General features: G+C 36.2%; 17 protein-coding genes. 16 read left to right on the forward strand and 1 reads right to left on the reverse strand.

Features of this window, described 5'->3' with window-relative positions:
- Positions 1-76: 76 nt before the first annotated feature.
- The 15 genes from P7122_RS07480 to P7122_RS07550 all read left to right on the forward strand — a co-directional run bounded on the left by P7122_RS07480 (position 77) and on the right by P7122_RS07550 (position 18,486).
- A complete protein-coding gene (locus P7122_RS07480) occupies positions 77-1,348 on the forward strand; it encodes a GAF domain-containing sensor histidine kinase (RefSeq protein WP_278005160.1) in 1,272 nt (423 codons plus the stop codon).
- 134 nt (positions 1,349-1,482) lie between these two features.
- The gene (locus P7122_RS07485; protein ID WP_278005161.1) at positions 1,483-2,700 is read left to right on the forward strand and encodes an efflux RND transporter periplasmic adaptor subunit; all 1,218 of its coding nucleotides are present in this window, start codon (positions 1,483-1,485) and stop codon (positions 2,698-2,700) included.
- A gap of 104 nt (positions 2,701-2,804) precedes the next feature.
- The gene (locus P7122_RS07490; protein ID WP_278005162.1) at positions 2,805-5,945 is read left to right on the forward strand and encodes an efflux RND transporter permease subunit; all 3,141 of its coding nucleotides are present in this window, start codon (positions 2,805-2,807) and stop codon (positions 5,943-5,945) included.
- A 2-nt stretch (positions 5,946-5,947) separates the two neighbouring features.
- Positions 5,948-7,423 (forward strand): efflux transporter outer membrane subunit, encoded by a 1,476-nt coding sequence (locus tag P7122_RS07495; protein WP_278005163.1) that lies wholly within the window; start codon positions 5,948-5,950, stop codon positions 7,421-7,423.
- 71 nt (positions 7,424-7,494) lie between these two features.
- Complete coding sequence (locus P7122_RS07500) at positions 7,495-8,388, forward strand: helix-turn-helix domain-containing protein (protein WP_278005164.1); 894 nt, start codon at positions 7,495-7,497, stop codon at positions 8,386-8,388.
- 120 nt (positions 8,389-8,508) lie between these two features.
- On the forward strand, positions 8,509-9,177 hold the full coding sequence (locus P7122_RS07505) for an SDR family NAD(P)-dependent oxidoreductase (RefSeq protein ID WP_278005165.1): 669 nt from the start codon (positions 8,509-8,511) through the stop codon (positions 9,175-9,177).
- Positions 9,178-9,307: 130 nt separating this feature from the next.
- Complete coding sequence (locus P7122_RS07510; RefSeq protein ID WP_278005166.1) at positions 9,308-9,880, forward strand: DUF4251 domain-containing protein; 573 nt, start codon at positions 9,308-9,310, stop codon at positions 9,878-9,880.
- Positions 9,881-9,954: 74 nt separating this feature from the next.
- Positions 9,955-10,827, forward strand: coding sequence for a helix-turn-helix domain-containing protein (locus P7122_RS07515; protein ID WP_278005167.1), 873 nt, complete (start codon positions 9,955-9,957; stop codon positions 10,825-10,827).
- Positions 10,828-10,918: 91 nt separating this feature from the next.
- Positions 10,919-11,320, forward strand: coding sequence for a DUF5367 family protein (locus tag P7122_RS07520; protein WP_278005168.1), 402 nt, complete (start codon positions 10,919-10,921; stop codon positions 11,318-11,320).
- A gap of 3 nt (positions 11,321-11,323) precedes the next feature.
- Positions 11,324-11,488 (forward strand): anthrone oxygenase family protein, encoded by a 165-nt coding sequence (locus tag P7122_RS07525; RefSeq protein WP_278005169.1) that lies wholly within the window; start codon positions 11,324-11,326, stop codon positions 11,486-11,488.
- Positions 11,489-11,540: 52 nt separating this feature from the next.
- Positions 11,541-11,828, forward strand: a complete 288-nt coding sequence (locus P7122_RS07530; RefSeq protein ID WP_347402810.1) for an anthrone oxygenase family protein — start codon at positions 11,541-11,543, stop codon at positions 11,826-11,828.
- 42 nt (positions 11,829-11,870) lie between these two features.
- A complete protein-coding gene (locus P7122_RS07535; RefSeq protein WP_278005170.1) occupies positions 11,871-12,719 on the forward strand; it encodes an SDR family oxidoreductase in 849 nt (282 codons plus the stop codon).
- Positions 12,720-12,800: 81 nt separating this feature from the next.
- Positions 12,801-13,091, forward strand: coding sequence for a hypothetical protein (locus tag P7122_RS07540; protein WP_278005171.1), 291 nt, complete (start codon positions 12,801-12,803; stop codon positions 13,089-13,091).
- A gap of 224 nt (positions 13,092-13,315) precedes the next feature.
- Positions 13,316-17,056 carry a glycosyl hydrolase gene (locus tag P7122_RS07545; protein ID WP_278005172.1) on the forward strand — a complete coding sequence of 1,247 codons (3,741 nt, stop codon included), beginning with the start codon at positions 13,316-13,318 and terminating at the stop codon, positions 17,054-17,056.
- 635 nt (positions 17,057-17,691) lie between these two features.
- Positions 17,692-18,486: a hypothetical protein gene (locus tag P7122_RS07550; RefSeq protein WP_278005173.1), complete on the forward strand. Its 795-nt coding sequence runs from the start codon at positions 17,692-17,694 to the stop codon at positions 18,484-18,486.
- 502 nt (positions 18,487-18,988) lie between these two features.
- On the opposite strand, the gene P7122_RS07555 is transcribed toward P7122_RS07550, so the two are convergent.
- Positions 18,989-19,654, reverse strand: coding sequence for a hypothetical protein (locus P7122_RS07555; protein ID WP_278005174.1), 666 nt, complete (start codon positions 19,652-19,654; stop codon positions 18,989-18,991).
- Positions 19,655-19,834: 180 nt separating this feature from the next.
- Here P7122_RS07555 and P7122_RS07560 point away from each other — a divergent pair, with 180 nt between their 5' ends.
- On the forward strand, positions 19,835-20,359 hold the full coding sequence (locus tag P7122_RS07560) for a 5' nucleotidase, NT5C type (protein ID WP_278005175.1): 525 nt from the start codon (positions 19,835-19,837) through the stop codon (positions 20,357-20,359).

Below are 20,359 nucleotides of genomic sequence, written 5' to 3' on the forward strand. Positions count from 1 at the left end.
CTATCAATTTTTCAAAATTTATTTTTAAAACAAACGGATAAATAGTATTTTGTTCGGTAGAATAGAATCTACCCTTATGCGTTTAGAAAAAGATAAGATAATAGAACGTCAGCTTCGTTTTCAAGAGTTGTTGATTAGTATTTCTACAACTTATATCAATGCTGATATCTCTGACATAGATCAAATCATTCAAAAATCTCTAAAACAAATAGGTGAGTTTGTAGAATCAGATCGTAGTTATATTTTTTCATACGATTTTACAAATAACACCACAACAAACACATACGAATGGTGTGCTCAAGGCATTACACCAGAGATTGATAATCTCAAAAACATTCCTTTAGATTTTATTCCACAATGGTTAGAAGCGCACCGCAAAAGTGAAGCATTTTGGGTAGAAGACGTTAGTGCTTTACCAGATGATGGCGAGCTTGGCCTTAAAGCTATTTTAGAACCTCAAGGTATCAAAAGCTTAATTACAATACCTAAAATAAAAAATAATGAACTTGTTGGTTTTATAGGTTTTGATTCTGTAAACAAACTCAATAAGTATAATGATCGCGAAAAAGAAATCCTATTTGTCTATGCCAATATGCTGGTCAACTTAGAGCAGCGCAAAGAATACGAAGAACGTATACAGGAACAAGAAGCCAAAAAACAAGAACTTTTAGAGCATCTTTCTCAACAAAACAAGGCTTTAAATGAGTATGCACATGTAGTCTCTCACGATCTTAAAGCTCCGCTTATTAATATCCATACATTAGTAAGCTGGTTTATGGATGACAACAAAGACAAAATCACAGAAGATGAGTATTTTCCTTTGCAAAAAGTCTTGTTTAATGTAGAAAAAATGGATTTGCTTATTAAAGGAATCTTAGATTACTCAACCATAGACAGGATAGATACAGAAGACAGTTTGGTAAATCTTAATAAAACTATTGAGGAAGTCTTACAAACCTTGCTCATCCCAGAGCATATAACCATTAAAGCTCAAAATAACATGCCAACATTGTTTGGCAACACTTGGAGATTTAAGCAAGTGTTTCAGAACCTTATTCAAAATGCTGTTAAATACTGTGATAAGACTCAAGGTAGAGTAGAAGTTGGTTTTACCGAAAATGAAGACATGTATCAATTCTTTGTAAAAGATAATGGTATCGGCATCAACCCAAACTATTTTCATAAGATTTTTAAAATCTTTACCAAGCTAGAAAGTACTGGCTCATCTTCTGGTATTGGGCTATCCATTGTAGAAAAAATTATAAAATACTACAAAGGCGAAATCTGGGTAGAAAGCAAAGAAGGTATGGGTACTGTCTTTTATTTCACCTTACCTAAAACATTATAAAACCTTCCATTACAGCCTGTTTTTCTTCAATATGAGATTTTGGTCATTCTCACAAAAATAATGGTTATAAAAAACCTTGGTTTTGCTGATAATTTTGTTCTCTCAAAAACAAATCAAAAAAATCGAGATTAAAAATGAAGAAAAATAGTTTAAATACCAGACAGTTTTCAAAGTCTATTTTTATGATTATAGGCTTCTTAGCTATAATAATTTTGGTTTCGGCTTTCACGTTAAACGACACCAATGAGGACGCTGAAAATACCAATGCTGCACCACAGGCCATGCCTGTAGAAATAGCTTTACCTGTTTCTGAAACCATTACTGAGTGGGACGAATACACAGGTCGTTTTGAAGCCAGCAACAAAGTAGACGTTCGTGCACGTGTAAGTGGTTTTTTAGAACGTGTAAACTTTAAAGATGGGCAAATTGTTAACAAAGGTGATGTGCTTTTTATTATAGACAACAGACCTTTTGTTATTGCTTTAGACCAAGCCAAAGCTGATTTAGCACAAGCGAAAGCTAACTTAGAAATTGCACAAGATAACTTTAACCGTGTTGAAAATTTAAAAGAAACTGGAGCAGTATCTATTGAAGAGTTCAACCGAAGAAAACAAGCTCTAGAATATGCTAAAGCTAGTATTCAGTTATCGCAAGCTCGTGTAGCGGATGCAAAATTAAACTTAGAATTTACACGTGTTAAAGCACCTATTTCTGGCTTAGTAAGTAGAGATCGTGTTAATGAAGGCAACCTTATAGATGGTGGTTCTTCAAATTCTACATTACTAACAACCATTGTAGCTACAAGTCCTATTCACTTTTATTTTACAAGTAGTGAATCTGATTACTTACGTTATGTGCGTTTAGCTAATAATGGTGAAAGAAAGGCTGTACGTGCAAACGGACTTCCGGTGCTTATTAAACTTCAAGATGAAGACGAGTTTGTTCACGAAGCTAAAATAGATTTTGTAGACAATCAAATTGATAATAGTACAGGAACCATAGAAAACAGAGCTATTTTACCTAATAAAGACTTGATATTAGAGCCTGGAATGTTTGGTAAGGCTAGAATTAGCGGAAGTGCTGAGCACAAAGCCATAATGATTCCTGAAGATATAATTGGCACCAACCAATCATTACGTTATGTTTATGTTTTAGGCGAAAATAATACGGTGACCAGTAAAAACATCACCTTAGGACCATTACATTCTAACGGCTTACGTATTGTTAGAGACGGTTTATTAGAAACAGATCAATTAATCGTTAACAACATTCAAAAAATTAGACCTGGTATAGCAGTTACACCAGTAGAAACCAATTTAAAAACCAAAAAAGAACTTGCTATAAACCAATAACAAGTTATTAGCTAATCATATTAAAACATACTTGTTTACAGTTTCTTACCCTTAAAAAGGATAATGAAACAGCCAGAGTTATGTTCAAATTTTAACAAAGCAAAATGAAATTTAGCCACATATTTATTAAAAGACCAATATTTGCAGCAGTACTAAGTGTACTTATACTTATAGTTGGTGGATTATCCTATTTTTCATTACCTGTCTCACAGTTTCCAGATGTTGCTCCACCAACCGTAGAAGTGGTTGCTTCATATCCAGGAGCAAGTGCCAAAACACTATCCGAAACTGTTGCTGCACCTTTAGAAAAAGAAATTAATGGTGTAGAAGGTATGATTTATATGACCTCACAATCTTCTGCCGATGGTAGAGTTACTGTACAAATTGCATTTGAACTAGGAACCGATTTAGATCGTGCGCAAGTACAGGTACAAAACCGAGTTGCTATCGCAGAACCGCGTTTGCCAGAGTCAGTACGACGTTTAGGAATTACCACAAAGAAGATATCACCAGATATTTTACTCTTAGTTAACCTTATTTCACCTAATGAAACCTATGATCAAATTTACATGGGTAACTATGCCACATTACAGCTTAAGGACGAGTTGGCACGTTTAAAAGGTATTGGTGACATTCAGATATTTGGTGCGGCAGAATATGCAATGCGCATCTGGTTAGATCCTGATAAAATTGCAAATTTAGATATGACGGCTGGTGAAGTCGTTGCGGCATTACGTGCTCAAAACGTACAAATTGCCAGTGGTACATTAAACACTTTACCATCAGGTACACAATCAGCTTTCGAAGTAAATATTCAAACACAAGGAAAACTAATTACACCTGAAGAGTTTGAAAACGTCATCGTTAAATCTGCTGAAGACAACAGAATTGTAAAACTTAAAGACGTTGGCCGTGTAGAATTAGGCGCACAAAACTATGCCACAAAAGGGTATTTAGGTAAAAAACCAGCTATTGCGATGCCTATTTTTCAGCAACCTGGTGGTAATGCATTAGAAACAGCAGCGAGTATTAAAGAAACTATGGAAAGATTATCTAAAAACTTTCCTGAAGATCTAGAGTATAAAATTGAATATAACCCAACAGAGTTCATTCAAAAATCGGTAGATCAAGTATACAGCACCATTTTTGAAGCGGTAATCCTAGTAATTTTAGTGATTTTACTATTCCTTCAATCTTGGCGTGCTGCTATTATCCCAATTTTAGCCATTCCAGTATCCTTAGTTGGTACGTTTGCTATTATGCAAGGTATTGGGTTTTCACTTAATAACTTAACATTGTTTGGATTGGTATTGGCTATTGGTATTGTGGTAGATGATGCAATTGTCGTCGTAGAAAACATGGAACGTTATCTCGAAGAAGGCTATTCACCAAAAGAAGCTGCTTTTAAAACCATGAACGAAGTTGGTGGTGCCTTAGTAGCAATCGGATTAGTATTAATTGCTGTATTTATTCCTACTGCTTTTTTAGACGGATTCTCAGGTCAGTTTTACAAACAATTTGGTGTTACCATTGCTGTAGCCACAGCTATTTCAGTATTTGTGTCACTAACGCTAAGTCCGGCTATGGCTGCATTATTAATGCGTCACGAAGATAAAAGCAAAGCGAAAAAAACACCTTTGGTATTAAAACCGTTTGTGTTTTTGGGTAATGCCTTTAACCGTTTTATGGACAAGATTTCTGAGAAATATGGTAAAAGTGTTCAAAAACTAGTACGAACAGGCACCATGGTTATGGTGGTTTATGGTGGATTAATTGCTATAACAGGATTTGAATTCAACCGTGTATCTCAAGGATTTGTACCTGCAATGGACCAACAGTATTTTGTAACAGTTATACAGTTACCTCCTGGTTCTTCTTTAAGTAGAACAGACGAAGTTGTTAAAAAGATCTTAGACATAACACTAGATACTGATGGTGTAGAAACGGCTGTTTCATTTACAGGTTTTGATGCCGCTTCGTTTACCAACGCTTCAAATGCAGCTGCCATTTTTATAACACTTGAAGATTTTGATAAAAGAACCGAAAAAGGTATAGAATACAATAATCTTCTTAATACACTCCGTGGTAAAGTCGCTGTTGTAGATGATGCTGTTGTATTTGTTATACCACCTCCATCGGTTGCAGGTATTGGTAATGCAGGTGGATTTAGAATGATGGTACAAGACCGAGCCAACTTAGGTACGGAAGCTTTAATTGAAGCAACAAATAACTTAGCAATGGCAGCCAACCAAGATCCAATCTTAAGTAATGTATTTACTTTTTTTAATGATAGAACACCTCAGCTATATTTAGACATTGATAGAAACAAAGCTCAGCAATTGGGTGTTAATGTCAATGAAGTGTTTCAGTCACTAGAAATTTATATGGGATCTGCGTTTGTAAACGATTTTAACTATTTGGGTAGAACGTTTCAGGTAACAGCGCAAGCCGATTCACCAAACCGTTTAACACCAGACGACATTGCACGTATTAAAGTACGTAACAATAAAGGTGAAATGGTACCATTAGGAACCATTGCCACTCAAAAAGATATTTCTGGTCCTTCTAGAATACCACGTTTTAACTTGTATCCTTCAGCATCTTTAAATGGTGATGTGTCAGCAGGCTTTAGTTCTGGTCAGGCATTAGCACGTATGGAAGAATTGGCAGAAGATATTTTACCACAAGGTATTTCTTACCAATGGACCGAAATGGCTTATCAAGAAAAGCAAACAGGTAACACAGCTGGCATCGCCTTTTTATTAGCAGTAATATTTGTATTCTTATTATTGGCGGCACAATTTGAAAGTTTAGTGCTACCATTAGCAGTGATCTTTATTGTACCTATGGTATTACTATCGGCAATTGTTGGTATTGATTTAGCTGGATTAGACAACAATATCATGGTGCAAATCGGTTTAATTGTATTGGTTGGTCTAGCTAGTAAAAACGCGATTCTTATTGTAGAATTTGCCAAGCAATTAGAAGATCAAGGTACTGATCTAAAAACAGCCGTTATACAAGCATCAAAACTGCGTTTACGACCTATTTTAATGACAGCAATGGCTTTTATTTTGGGTGTAGTTCCATTAGCCATTTCTACTGGAGCTGGTGCCGAATTGCGAGTATCCTTAGGTATAGCAGTATTTAGCGGTATGCTAGGTGTTACCATCTTCGGTATTTTCTTAACACCAGTATTTTATTACCTAGGTAGAAAATGGACAACCAAAAAACAAACACTATAACAATGAAAACAATAAACTATATAAGTCTTGTCACACTAGCTGTAATACTAACATCTTGTGGTATTACAAAACGCGATTTTAACGTGCAGTCTGGTGTCACTGTATCTGACGCTTTTTTTGAAGACAATCTACAAAAAGAGATTTATGTTAGTACAGAAACCACTCAAAAATGGTGGACAGAATTTAACGACCCTATTTTAGATACGCTAATTAGTAAAGTTCTACAGCACAACTTAGATATTAATACTGCTGTTGCTAATTTTGAAGCATCTCGCGCCTTTTTAAAAGGTACAAAATTAGACCGTTTCCCTACGGTAACGTTAAACGGTAACTACACCAGAACACGATTAGGAGAAAATGTTTTTGTACCTGGAGCAAACCCAACGTACAATAATTTTAATGGTAGTTTTGATGCCTTTTGGGAAGCCGATGTTTTTGGTCGTGTATCTAACCGTATTAAAGGCGCTTACGCCAACAGTCAGTTAGCATTAGCAGATATGCAAAGCGTATATATTAGCATATTTGCAGAAACTGCCAGAAATTATATGGAATTACGAGGTACACAACACATGTTAAGTATTGCAGAGCGTAATCTAAAAGGTCAGCAAAGTACTTATGATTTAACAGTGAAATTGTTAGAAGCTGGTACAAGTAATAATTTAGATGTGTCAAGAGCGTTAGCCCAATTAGAGAATACCAGAGCAACAATTCATCCTTTAAAGGCACGTATTGAAGCTTTAAAAAATAGTTTGAACGTACTAATTGGTGAAGTACCAGGTGAGATTGATGATACCTTATTAACAGAGCAACCATTACCAAGCTTACCAGAAACGGTTGCTTTAGGCGATGTTAATGAGTTGTTACGTCGCAGACCAGATGTTAGAAGTGCTGAAGCTACTTTACAAATACAGATTGCAAAATATAATATTTCGGTAGCCGATTTGTATCCTAAAGTACAATTTGGTGGTTCTATTGGATTTTCGGCTGTAGATTTTTCTAACTTTGCCCAAAAAGAATCATTTACATGGAGCATTATGCCTAGTATAACATGGGCAGCTTTTAATTTAGGTCGTGTAAAACAACAAATTAATCAAAACGATGCCTTAACGCTTGCGGCTTTAAACCAGTATGAAAAAACCGTTTTAAAAGCTCTAGAAGAAACTAAAACCGCATTAGCAAATTATGCCAACGAGCTACAGAGACGCGAAAACCTACGCGCATCATCAGAAGCTAGTGCTAAAGCTGCTACTATAGCTAAACAACGTTACGAAGCAGGTTTAGACAATTTTATAGATTATTTAAGCGCTGAAAATACCATGTTGGTATCCGAAAATTTATTAGCTACCAGCGAAATAACTGCTTCCACATATTTAATTGCTATTTATAAAGCATTAGGTGGAGGATGGGATATCATAACAGAAGACGATATTAAAACTAAAATAGAGCTGTTAAAACAAAAAGAAACCTCATCAAAATAAGTAATGAAAAGCAAATCGAAACGACAGTAAATAATAGTTTCGTAAACAAAACAGTATCCAACCAACAGAATATGTCTAAAACACAAGTTCCTGTTTTTAAAAATAGTAATGATTTATATGAGGCTATCGGTTTCCCTCACAGAAGCCACATACCCAATTTTGACATACATGCCATTGATGAATTAGAACCTTCATCTAGCAGATGTATGCCTCCATACAGACAAGATTTTTTTCAAATAGCATTGCTCACTTATGTAGGCAATAGCCGTTTAAATATTAATACAGATTGGTTAGAGTTAGGCGAACATCCATTATGGTTTACAGTACCAGGACAAGTAGTCTCTTGGGTTAGAGACGAAAAAATTGCAGGTTTTAATATTACTTTTAAAAAAGAATTTTTAATGCAAGTAATTCCTAACCTAATTGAAGATTTCCCGTTCTTAAAAATGTCAGAAAACCAAGTGTTAATGATGACTAAGGACGAATTAAACTCGTTATTATTCGATGCCAAACGAATGATTTCTGTATTTCAAAACCCACATCCTTACCAAGAAAAAATGCTGGAAGGAATGTTGGTATCAATTCTGTATTATTGCAAAGCTATTTTCGAGAGACATAAGACTACCGAAAATAGCTTGTCGCGTGGGCAAGTCATCACTCAAAAATTTGAAAACCTCGTAGAGAAAATGTACATAGACACTAAGAATGTTAGCGATTATGCAGATGTATTAAATATTACTCCGAGTTATTTAACAACAATGATAAAGCAACAAACAGGAAAAAGTGCTAAAGACATTATACAAGAACGCTTATTACTAGAAAGTAAAAGCCTCTTAAAGTTTTCAGATTTAGATATTGCAGAAATAGGATACCGTTTAAATTTTCAAGAACCAACGCATTTTACCAGGTTCTTTAAAAAATTAAGTGGTACAACACCAAATCGTTTTAGGCAAGAGGGCTTATAAACAACTAAAAACCAAACAATACAATTTTAAAATAGGTTTCAATTTTTGACATTTAAGTAAAGAAAGTGGTTATTTTAAAAGTTAATTTATGATTAATTTTGATTATTAAATTTAGAATTTATGAACGCAAATAGAAAAGCAGTAGTTACGGATTCTGGCAATGGATTAGGAAGAACTTTTGCCAATATTTTACTCAAAAATAACTATGACGTTATTCTGGCTGCATCCCAAGATAGTTTTAATGCATTGGCTGTAGAGACCGATGATCTACACCAATACAAACTCGTTAAAACAGATTTTACTTCAAACGATAGTGTTTCAGAATTAAGAGATACCATTATTAGTACTTTTGGCCATCTGGATCTATTGATTAACAATGCCGAAATTGCCAATGGCTTTGGGCAAAAAATTGAACAAATCAATATAGAAGACGTAAAAGCAGTATACGACATTAATGTATTTGCTGTTATGCGTGTGGTAAAAACGCTAAAACCTTTGCTAGAAAAAAGCAATGATGCCAGAATTATAAACGTTACCAGCGCACTAGGCGATCTTACCAAAATGAAAGACGATTCCTTTTGCTATTCTAACTATTGTATGACGGCTTATGCCAGCTCTAAAGCGGCATTAAATATGTACACACATCTGCAATGCAAAGAGTTTAGTCCTTCAAAAATAAGCATCAAAACCTTTGATCCTGTTGCCTTAAAAAACTGTACACACAACTCTGTAAAGATTTGTAATGATGTTAAAGATGAGTTTATAGCACTAATCAAGCATAAGGCATAAACCTGCTAAAACCAAACAATATCAACGGTAGAGTAGTGGCTGGCACTATCTAAATACTTTCCGTAGCAATAGCTAAATCAGTGTTAATATTCTGGCACTTACAAGCACAATTAGCTATCTTTAAGTGGTTATGAAAACGCGTGGCAACATAAAACACTTCATGTATGGTTTAGCTCTAGCAACCATGGCATTAATTATGGCATGCAAATCATCACAACCCTCTGTAGAGCAAACTCTGGCATTCAATAATTTAGAAACCAAGCTCAAGAGCAAAAGCTTTAAGATAGATGTACATACTGCTTTGCCATTTACCACAATAGCGACAACCCAAGTCCTTAACCAACTCATGCAAAACACAGGCAATACAGCCAACCACATTACTATAAATGGTTACGACATTACATTTAAAAACGATAGTATTTCTGGACGATTGCCCTTTTATGGCGAACGTCAGTTAGGCAGTGGTGCCTACAATGGCAATTTAGGTATTGCTTTTAGCGACATACCGAACAACTATAGCATAACTAAGCACAAAAAGAAAGAAGCCTACATCATTAAGTTTAATATAAATGATAAGGATGACCAATCAGAAATCCATAGAGTTACTATCACACTCTTTGCTAATAATAGTGCAGACATCAATATCATTCCATCGCATCGCAATAACATTAGCTATAGAGGGCAACTGATAGATACAGAATAACATTAAAAAAAACATCGACTAGAGTAAATTCAATTCTCATTTAAAAAACTATTTTTTTTAAATTTGAATACCACATGAACAGAGACATCATCAATATCAATGACTTCATCATTTTGGTGGAAGAAGCTAACCTTAATAGCAATGGTACAGATGTGGTGTCTGAAACCAGCGCTTGCACTTTTGATGAGCCTGTAATAGCAGTAGCCTTCTACGGCTCTGGCAATGTAGATCTCAAAGTAGAGTATGGCAACAAGCATAAAGATTTTAATTACACCAAAGGCTTAGCTTTATCTTTCTATGCCAATGAAAAAGTCGTCTTTCAGCATACAGTAGAAAACAATAAACCTTTGCAATGTCTTCTTATAGCTACTACAACAAGTGCTATAGACAAATTACCAAATCAAGAAGGAGAACTTTTTGCCGAAATGCTTAACGAGCTCGTTAATCCATCCGACCATTATGTAGAAGGTCCAAGTTTCATTATGACTCCTCAGATGCAATCTATTGTCGATGGTCTATTCAATATTCAATACCAAGGCAAAACCAAAATGATGTTCTTTCGCAGCCAGGTTACTGCATTGCTCTCACATTTCTTTGGTGAACTTGCCAGTTTAAAAACCGAAAAATTAAACACACCGGAGCGCGAAAAACTCAATCAAGCACGCGACATTCTATTAAACAATCTAGATAATCCTCCTTCCTTAAATGAAATATCAAAACGCATAGGACTAAACACCTTTAAACTCAAAAAGGAATTTAAAGCACTATTTGGTGTGCCAGTATTTAAATATCTGCAAAATCAACGTCTTACCATAGCGCATAAAATGATTAGAAATCAAGATGCTACAGTACAAGAAGCCGCATGGCACGTTGGCTACGACAGTTTAAGTTCCTTCTCCAACGCTTTCGAAAAAAAGTTTGGCTATAGACCTAGCCAAATCAAGTAAATTCCCTTTCAAACAAATCGTAATCCGTTTTAAACAAGTCAACCCTTAGCCTTAACCATAGTTTTGTCCTGAAATTAAAAACCAAAAGGACATGAAAACAAAAACAGCTATCGTAATTGGGTTTATCATCTGGATGATTGCCATACTATGCTACACCATAGCTGGCAGTATAGCAGTATCTCAACAGTTAGAACACCTTCCCGGAACAGTCTTATTCATAGTAGTAATGCCATTGGTATGGTTGGGTTCAGAGTACTATTACAAAGAAGACAATAAAACCCATGGCTATTGGGTAGGACAAACCATGCTACTTACAGCAGCAGCTTTAGATGCTCTCATTACAGTGCCAGTATTTATAATACCATTGGGTGGTAGCTACTACAGTTTTTTTACGGCTTTAGAATTCTGGATTATCGCTTTCGAATTTTTAACCGTAGCAACACTCTACTGGTACATACGAGTATATCCTAAACACAAAACCTCAAAAGCTTAAGCCATGAATATCTCCTTAGAATACATGGCAATCATTGCACTTATCGTATTAACCGGATTATCAGCAGGCTTATGCTTTACATGGTCTAATGCCATTACTACAGGATTAGGACGATTAGATAATATAGGTTACGAGTGCCTTTCAGCAAATCAACAGAACCATTCTTAATCCAACCTTCTTTATAGTATTCTTTGGCCCATTCTTCTTAAGCATTATCAATATATATGTTTTTAGAAATGCACCATCAAACATAAAGAGGTTGCTAATTGCAGCGGCAATAATATATGCAATTGGAGTAGTGCTGGTCACCATCTTTGGAAATGTACCCTTAAACGAACTGGTAGACAAAACCAATATAGCTACAGCTAGCGTTGAAGATCTAAAGGCATTAAGAGCAACTTTTGAAACCAAATGGAATCAATTTCACAATATCAGAACCATAACAGCAACAACAGCCTTTGTACTATTCATCATTAGTGCAATGCAAATCGCAAAAAACAATCTGTAAATCATCAATCAAAAAACGAACAATAATCAAAACACAACAATCATGCAAAACAAACAAAACATCTTAGTCATTGGCGGCACAGGCAAAACGGGTCGCAAAATCGTAAACAAACTAAACTCCTTAGGACACAACGTTAGAATAGGATCAAGATCAGCAACACCAGCCTTCAGTTGGGACAATCCAGACACTTGGCAAGACGTTATGCAAAACATAGACAAGGTTTACATCACTTTTCAGCCAGACTTAGCAGTTCCTGGGGCATTAGAAGCTATTGAAACTCTTGTTAAAAAAGCAAAAAGCTGTAAAGTAAAAAAGCTCGTACTCTTATCTGGAAAAGGTGAAAGAGAAGCAGAACTTTGTGAACAGGTGGTTATACATTCAGGATTAGACTATACCATAGTAAGAGCAAGTTGGTTCAATCAAAATTTTAGCGAAAGTTTCTTAATAGAACCTATTCTTCAAGGAGTCGTTGCATTACCTCAAGCCGAAGCCAAAATCCCTTTTATAGACACAGATGATATAGCTGAAGTAGCTGTAGAAGCGCTTTTGCACAATAAACACAACGGAAAAACATACCAGCTTACAGGTACCAGAACCTTAACATTTAAAGAAGCCGTAACAGAAATTGCGCTAGCTACAAAGAGAGACATCACCTTTACACCAATTGCCATATCAGCATACACACAGATGCTTAAACAACATGGTGTACCAACAGACTTTGTGTGGCTAATCGAATACCTGTTTACTGAAGTTTTGGGCAATCCAAACAATTCAGAGATTACAAACGATGTAGAGCTTGTTCTCGGCAGAAAACCAAAAGACTTTTCAGACTATGTTTCAGAAACAGCCAAAACAGGTGTCTGGAATCAGCAACTACAAACACACAAGTAGTCCACACACAAGGCATAATCTTAGGTGTAATTTTTCATGTGCAATTCAGACTCATATATCCAATAATCACAACAAGGACTTATGACTAAACAAGAAAAACAAAACATCATAAAGATAAGCTGGGAGCTACACAATAAAATAGAAAGCAACTATATCAATCATCCTGCCAAAAAGGGGAGTGCCAACTGGTTAGAAAAGCAGCACCTCCTTTTAGCAGATATGGCACTACATCTTTTACAAACAGCATTGCATTCAGAAGATTCAAAACACTACAGACTACAAGATAATCTCTATGCCATACTCACCATTTCAGATCAGTTTTTACCAAAAGCCAACCTAAAAGAAGCCACAAAACACATCTATAACAAATAATGCAGTATTCAAATTAACACAGCATCATAGTTCAACGTGTTTCAAATGATGAAAATAGCAAGGAATTTACATTCTTGCCGTAAACACATCATAATTAGACTGTTACAATTTACAGTAGAGAGCTTTTGGTAAAAGTATTTTCATTTTGTTTGGTTTTTGTATAGGTTCATTTATTTGTTTCTTATAAAGCATTGAGTATAATTGATTTACTAAATAAATAAACTATGCTTATTAACAAACAATCAATTTTCAAAATGCTGATAGCGTTATTGCTATTAGCAAATTCTTTAAGCATCACTGCTCAAGAAGTGGTCAATGTAGGTAATGGAAGCTACACAACAACGTTTCCTGGTACCGATGGCGCTGGTAGAAATGGATTTCCCTCGGGTGCTCCTCAATTAAGTGGCAATGCTATTGGCAAGCCAGTACCAACAAATGACTGGTGGTCAACATTAATCAAGGAAAATCATGCCGACAACCTGTTTAATTATCCAATGACCATGAAAACAACCAACCAAGGTTTAATAGTAACCTATATTCCTTGGGGACCAATCGGAGATTCTGCTCCAATTGAGATTGGTCTTACTGGTTTAAATGCTTCTATGGCAACCGTATCAGACTATTCAGACTGGACAGTGACCATGAACTGGAACGACGGTGTACACAACTTTAAAGCAACATCAGGAATAGGAATGCCTTTTGTTTACTTCGATAAAAGCAGTAGCGATACTGTTGAAATAACAATCAACTCTGGTGTAGTAACAATTTCAAACGAAATCATCACAGTACAAGACGCTACTTCTGGAGCAGATTTTGCCCTATATGCGCCAACTGGGAGTACTTGGACGCAATCCGGATCGACCTATACATCCACGCTAAACGGTAATAATTACTGGTCCTTAGCCATGTTACCACAAAGTACTTCAGATGTCAATGCAATGGCACAAGAGTACAAAAAGTACGCTTACGTATTTCCTACAAATACAATTACCAGTTGGAACTACAACGAATCCAATTCAAAATTAACATCAACATTTACGGTAACTACTGATGTCAAAGAAGGAACGGATACCAATGTCTTGTTAGGATTACTACCACATCAATGGAACAACTTATCTTCGAGCTCTTCAACACCAGACGAATACAGTTACAACACGGTTAGAGGTGAACTAAAAACCTTAGATGGTAACACTTTTGAAGTAGAAAACATCTTTAAAGGCATACTGCCAACACTACCCAATTTAGGGCAGTACAGTGCAGGTTATGATCCTGCGGAACTAAACAGTAAAATCGCAGCAATACAAAACGATCAATTAGCAACTTGGACAGATTCTTACAACGAAGGTCAGGTAATGAATCGTTTAATACAAACAGCCAGAATAGCAGATCAAATAGGCAATACTGAAGCTAGAAACACCATTATAAATACCATAAAAGAACGCTTAGAAGATTGGTTAACCTACCAATCTGGTGAAGTAGCATTTTTGTATTATTACAATGATACTTGGTCTGCAATGTTAGGGTATCCTGCTGGCCATGGTCAAGATAATAACATCAACGACCATCATTTTCATTGGGGATATTTTATTCATGCAGCAGCGTTTATCGAGCAATTTCAGCCTGGTTGGGCTACACAATGGGGAGACATGATTAACCTGTTAGTAAGAGATGCTGCCTCAGACGATAGAAACGATGCTTTGTTTCCTTTTTTAAGAAACTTTAGTCCGTATGCAGGCCACAGCTGGGCAAACGGATTTGCTTCGTTTCCACAAGGAAATGATCAAGAATCCACATCAGAAAGTATGCAATTTGCGTCGTCATTAATTCATTGGGGCGCAGTTACAAATAACAATGCCATAAGAGATTTGGGTATATTCATCTATACCACCGAGCAAACTGCTGTAGAAGAGTATTGGTTCGATATGTATCAACAAAATTTTTCCCCTTCACATCCTTACGAATTTGTATCAAGAGTTTGGGGCAATTCCTATGATAATGGTACATTCTGGACAGGCGATATTGCAGCATCTTACGGCATAGAGCTCTATCCCATACATGGTGGCTCTTTATATTTGGGGCACAACCAAAGTTACGCGCAATTACTATGGTCAGAGATCTCTTCAGATACAGGTGTTTTAAGCAACGAAGAAAACCCAAACTTATGGTACGATACCTATTGGAAATTCCTCGCATTAACCGATGCACAAAGCGCTATAGACCTTTACAATTCTTACCCTAACAGAGCACTTAAATTTGGCATTTCAGATGCACACACGTACCATTGGCTGCATAATATGAATGCCTTAGGCACACCAGAAGCTTCAATTACAGCAAATAACCCTCTGGCAGCAGCCTTTAATGATAATGGAACCATTACTTACGTAGCTCAAAACTATTCAGGCACAGCTACAACAGTAACATTTTCAGATGGCTATATGCTAGATGTACCAGCGTATACCTTAGCCACAAGTAGAGACATAGATGTTACCGGAGTTTTATCTGCTAATCCTTCAGAACCTAACGAAAATGACAATGTAGAGCTATCAGTAAGCACTACAGGTACAGGGATTACCAAGGTAGAATTTTATCATAACGGAACCTTGCTGGGCGAAGATACTACAGCGCCTTACCAATACACGCTTCCAAACATCAGTTTAGGCATACACAATGTCTATGCTAAAGTTTATCAAGGCACATCATCTATAATTACCAACAATATTACATTAACCATAGGCGATCAAGTACCATATTTAGGATCACCAAGCATTATACCTGGTGTAATAGAAGCTGGGCATTACGACCTTTTTGAAGGTGGAAACGGCCAAAACATAGCGTATTTTGATACCTCTATGGACAATCAAGGCGGTTTTAGACCATCAGAATATGTAGATGCAGCAACAGATGCCACAGAAGGCGAAACAATCGGTTGGCTTGCAGCAGGTGAGTGGTTAGAGTACACAGTAGATGTACAAACAACAGGATGCTACAACTTAGATATCCGTTATGCATCAGGCAATACCAATGGAGGAGGCCCTATTAAGTTTGAAGTAGATGGCGTACAAGTCAGTCAAGACATTATATTTTCATCAACAGGAGACTGGGGAAGCTGGAGTACAAAAGCTACAAGCAACGTAGATTTAATTGCTGGTGTACATGTTTTACGATTAACAGCAACCAATGGCGAAGTTAATTTAGGTAGAATGACGTTTTCTTACAATGATGTGGTATGCGAAGAACCAGGTAACAATACAGGACTGCCATTCTACTTTGAAACCACACCAGTAACGGCAGATTTCACTAATTTTGATGGTGCTACAGCCACTGTAGAAGCAGTTGCTCCACCACAAAGCATAGGAAATAACAGTGCCAACTTAGCCAAAATTGTTAGAGATGGCGGACAAACGTGGGCAGGCGCTTTCATTAACCTTAATGATGCTTTAAACTTTAACACAGCGCAATACATTACCCTAAACCTCTGGACCGAAGCACCTGTAGGCACACAAGTACTTATGAAACTAGAGCAGCAGAGTGGTGGTTCTACCTTTGAGTTATCGACACCAACAACAGTTACAGGAGAATGGGAAACATTAAGTTGGGACTTTAGTGCTCTTGGTGTCAGCCCATACGATAAGCTAGTCTTTATGTTCGATTTTGGAAACGTTGGTAACGGTAGCGCAACATCTACATTTTATTTTGATGATGTTATGCAAGTATCTACATTAGCTACCAATGTGTTTGAAACCAATGAGGTAAAACTATATCCTAACCCAGTTGATGGAAAATTATTCATACAGTCTGCCATTGATTTTTCTAAGGTAGAAGTTTACTCGCTACTGGGCGAAAAACTTATCGAAGTTTCAGAGAACACCAATACTATAGACATGCAACAATTGCCAACCGGAATTTACTTTGTAAAAGTATATTCTGAAAATTCGTCTATAACAAAGAGAATAATTAAGAATTAGGTAAAATAGTTTATACATTATAACCAAAACAAAAGCGAAGAATGGGATAACAATAACTCTCGTTCTTCGTTTTTTTTTTTTTTTAGGATTTAGATTCTATACCTCACACTATTTAGATGCTCAAAATAATCATAACCTATTCATACTGAATCACTCAAAGTTTGTCATCCTGAAATTACCTGTGCTGAACTTGTTTCAGTATTTCAGGATCTAATTAATTTAACCCAACCGTCAGTCTGAGCCTGTTGAAGACCATTAAATAACAAAGAATTAACCACAAAGAGAGTCAAACCCAATTCCGACACAGTCGGAAGCAACGATTTTCAGAAGTAATGAGCAACCATTAATCTTAAGTATTCAAATCTAGTATTAAAGAACAATCATCAATAATAAAACAGCTCATACAACCATCAGCGAATGGTGCTTGCAACTTCCTATAAATCGTTTTGATTTTTTGGTTCGTTTTGTATCAAGACAAAATGAACATAACAATTTTGAGTAATTTCTGGTTCGTTTTCTATCAAGAACTGCGAAGCACATCATGAGTTCTTAAACAATAAACACTGATTATAAGTAATTTACAATAGTAATTAGTTTTTTTTACTATTTTTAAAAAGTTAAACAACTCAAAACCAATGCCTAAACAAAAAGGGCTTATAAAATTCACAGGCACATTAAACGGCATGTGCTATTACATGCTCAATGGGCAATACATTGTACGCAAAGCAGCAGGCCCATCAAAAGAGCGCATTAACAACGATCCCGCATTTGCAAACGTAAAATCCAACAACCAGGAGTTCGCAGCAGCCTCAAAACTCTCAAAAGCCATAAGGCAAGGCTTAGGCAATACCGCCAAAGAGTTCAAAGACACCTATATGGCAAGCCGTTTAACAGGAGCTTGCCGCAAAATCATACAAAAGGGGAGAGGTAGCCTCGGTCAAAGAGAAGCAAACCTGCACAACGCACCAACAGCACTAATCGGTTTTCAACTCAATAAAGCAGTACCATTACACTACATATACAGCGCAAAACCAAAAGTAACAGCCAATAGCAACCGCACAACAATAACCATCAGCATACCAAAAAGCAGCAAAAACCATCTCAAACAAATCCCAAAAAACGCCACACATTACCAGCTCAAAGCAGCACTAAGTACAGTATCAGCTTACGAGTGGCAACCAAACACCAACGCGTACACAGCAGTAAACCCAGAGCAAAACGCATTTGGCTCAACAACCCAAACCCAACCAATATTATGTAAAATACCCCAAACAAATCTAAACCTACAACTACAAATACCCAACAGTACCAACATACCAAGCACAACAGCCATCACAATCTGGCTAGGCATCACATACCTAAAAGAGCAAAACAACACCCACACAGCCTACAAAACACCAAAAGCCATGCAATGCATCGCCTTAATCTAAACATAGTATTGTTATCATATATAAACAAAATCCGTTAAAAATGGCTGAAGCCTTGGAAGCCATTATTGTCATGCTGAACTTGATTCAGCATCTCATCATAATACAAGTATTTTCAATCAACAACAAAACAACACCAAACAACAGGTTCACCCGTATGTACTTCGGGTCTAATCCAGATCTAATTCGGGTTAACTTCAGATAAGCCACGGATAGCATTCGGACACATAGCGAATAACAACACACAAAGTTTTATACAAGACCAAAAGTCAACACAGCAACTTAACATTCCAAATATACAATTGTCCTATAATTTACATTATGTAAAATGGTGTTTATAAAACCACGCACTATTCTTCAAATATCAAACAATTAAAATAACACCAATACCGCTTCTGTAAAACAATCTACAAGCAACAAGCCTTATTGAATACTATAATATCAGCACACAAAAAAACCTGTACATTACATACAGGCCTTAAAAACAAAATATATGAATAATTACTTATTCATGTTTTCTTACAAGGATTATAGCGCTGCTGTCAAAACAAGATCCAAAAAACGCACCACCACCAAAATTAGGATTAAAACTCATCACATACGGATGGTAACCAACTTTAGTAGACGTCCAATAAAAAAGGGTTTCATCAAAATTACCAAGACCTTGCATATGCACATTATTAAATATAGCTTCTATAGAGCCTTTACTTGGTACAAACCAATCATCATAGTCTCTATATACCAAATCTGTAACAATCTTAAAAACATAATCATCACTGCCAAATTCTAACCCATTTGGTACAGTACTGTTATCATTAAGGTTACCATCTACCAAAAGCTGAGTATTAGTTTGTCCGTCACCAATAAGGTCTCCATTGGTTAAATCAAAATGGTCTCCCCAGGATTTAGTTCCAATTTCAGAGTAATCTGTAGCAATCATTAAAGAGCCATCCGTATCATCAACATAATAGATATAACCACCACCATATTCTAAGCCATATAAGGCTTCTACTCCAACTTCAGCAGTAATATCAAGCACAGCAACACCATTGTCCAAATTCTGTAATACAGTAAGACTGGCATTATACTGTGTAAGATCAGTACTCGTATCATCGTCGTTAGAACAATTAAACATGAGTAATGCCAGTACAATAAGATAAACGTTTTTCATAGTCATTAATATTTTTTTGGTTTCTATATACAAAACACCTTAGGACCAAAAACTCCTGAAAAACGTTTCATATTTTCAAAATCACAGCTATCATATTTCGAAATCATTAAATCTTTATAAAGTTTCCTTAAATCGCTTGTCAGCACTTTATATTATAGTTTGCTTTGTAAAAAAAGAACAATGCTTACAATATTTGTAGATATGGACGATGTACTTGCCGACACTTACGGTAAGCACATAGAATTATACAACCAAGAACACAAACAAGAACTCTCACTAGCCAACATAGAATCTGGCGAAGTTTGGCACAATGTCCCAGAAATTCATAAAGAAAGCATCTTACAACATGCTTACCAAGATGGCTTCTTTAGAGACTTAGAGCCTATTAAAGATAGTATACAAGTTATGGAAGCGTTATGCAACAAGCACAATGTATATATTGCTACTGCTGCAACTCAGTTTCCAAACTCATTAAAGGAAAAAAGCGACTGGCTAGATGAGCACATGCCTTTTATAACCTGGCAACATCGCATTATGTGTGGGCATAAGTTTATACTCAACGGAGATTTACTTATAGACGATCGTAGTTATAACTTAGAGCGTTTTGCTGGTGATACCTTATTATTTAATTCGCCACACAACCAACACGAAACAGATTATACTCGTGTAAATACTTGGTTAGAAATTGCGGAAAAATTATTATAA

Source organism: Winogradskyella marincola (assembly GCF_029624125.1).
Taxonomy (GTDB): Bacteria; Bacteroidota; Bacteroidia; order Flavobacteriales; family Flavobacteriaceae; genus Winogradskyella; species Winogradskyella marincola.

Bases quoted from the DNA above. Each gene is read 5' to 3' on its own strand.
- P7122_RS07480 (WP_278005160.1), top strand. From the start codon at position 77: ATGCGTTTAGAAAAAGATAAGATAATAGAACGTCAGCTTCGTTTTCAA.
- P7122_RS07485 (WP_278005161.1), top strand. From the start codon at position 1,483: ATGAAGAAAAATAGTTTAAATACCAGACAGTTTTCAAAGTCTATTTTT.
- P7122_RS07490 (WP_278005162.1), top strand. From the start codon at position 2,805: ATGAAATTTAGCCACATATTTATTAAAAGACCAATATTTGCAGCAGTA.
- P7122_RS07495 (WP_278005163.1), top strand. From the start codon at position 5,948: ATGAAAACAATAAACTATATAAGTCTTGTCACACTAGCTGTAATACTA.
- P7122_RS07500 (WP_278005164.1), top strand. From the start codon at position 7,495: ATGTCTAAAACACAAGTTCCTGTTTTTAAAAATAGTAATGATTTATAT.
- P7122_RS07505 (WP_278005165.1), top strand. From the start codon at position 8,509: ATGAACGCAAATAGAAAAGCAGTAGTTACGGATTCTGGCAATGGATTA.
- P7122_RS07510 (WP_278005166.1), top strand. From the start codon at position 9,308: ATGAAAACGCGTGGCAACATAAAACACTTCATGTATGGTTTAGCTCTA.
- P7122_RS07515 (WP_278005167.1), top strand. From the start codon at position 9,955: ATGAACAGAGACATCATCAATATCAATGACTTCATCATTTTGGTGGAA.
- P7122_RS07520 (WP_278005168.1), top strand. From the start codon at position 10,919: ATGAAAACAAAAACAGCTATCGTAATTGGGTTTATCATCTGGATGATT.
- P7122_RS07525 (WP_278005169.1), top strand. From the start codon at position 11,324: ATGAATATCTCCTTAGAATACATGGCAATCATTGCACTTATCGTATTA.
- P7122_RS07535 (WP_278005170.1), top strand. From the start codon at position 11,871: ATGCAAAACAAACAAAACATCTTAGTCATTGGCGGCACAGGCAAAACG.
- P7122_RS07540 (WP_278005171.1), top strand. From the start codon at position 12,801: ATGACTAAACAAGAAAAACAAAACATCATAAAGATAAGCTGGGAGCTA.
- P7122_RS07545 (WP_278005172.1), top strand. From the start codon at position 13,316: ATGCTTATTAACAAACAATCAATTTTCAAAATGCTGATAGCGTTATTG.
- P7122_RS07550 (WP_278005173.1), top strand. From the start codon at position 17,692: ATGCCTAAACAAAAAGGGCTTATAAAATTCACAGGCACATTAAACGGC.
- P7122_RS07555 (WP_278005174.1), bottom strand. From the start codon at position 19,654: ATGAAAAACGTTTATCTTATTGTACTGGCATTACTCATGTTTAATTGT.
- P7122_RS07560 (WP_278005175.1), top strand. From the start codon at position 19,835: ATGCTTACAATATTTGTAGATATGGACGATGTACTTGCCGACACTTAC.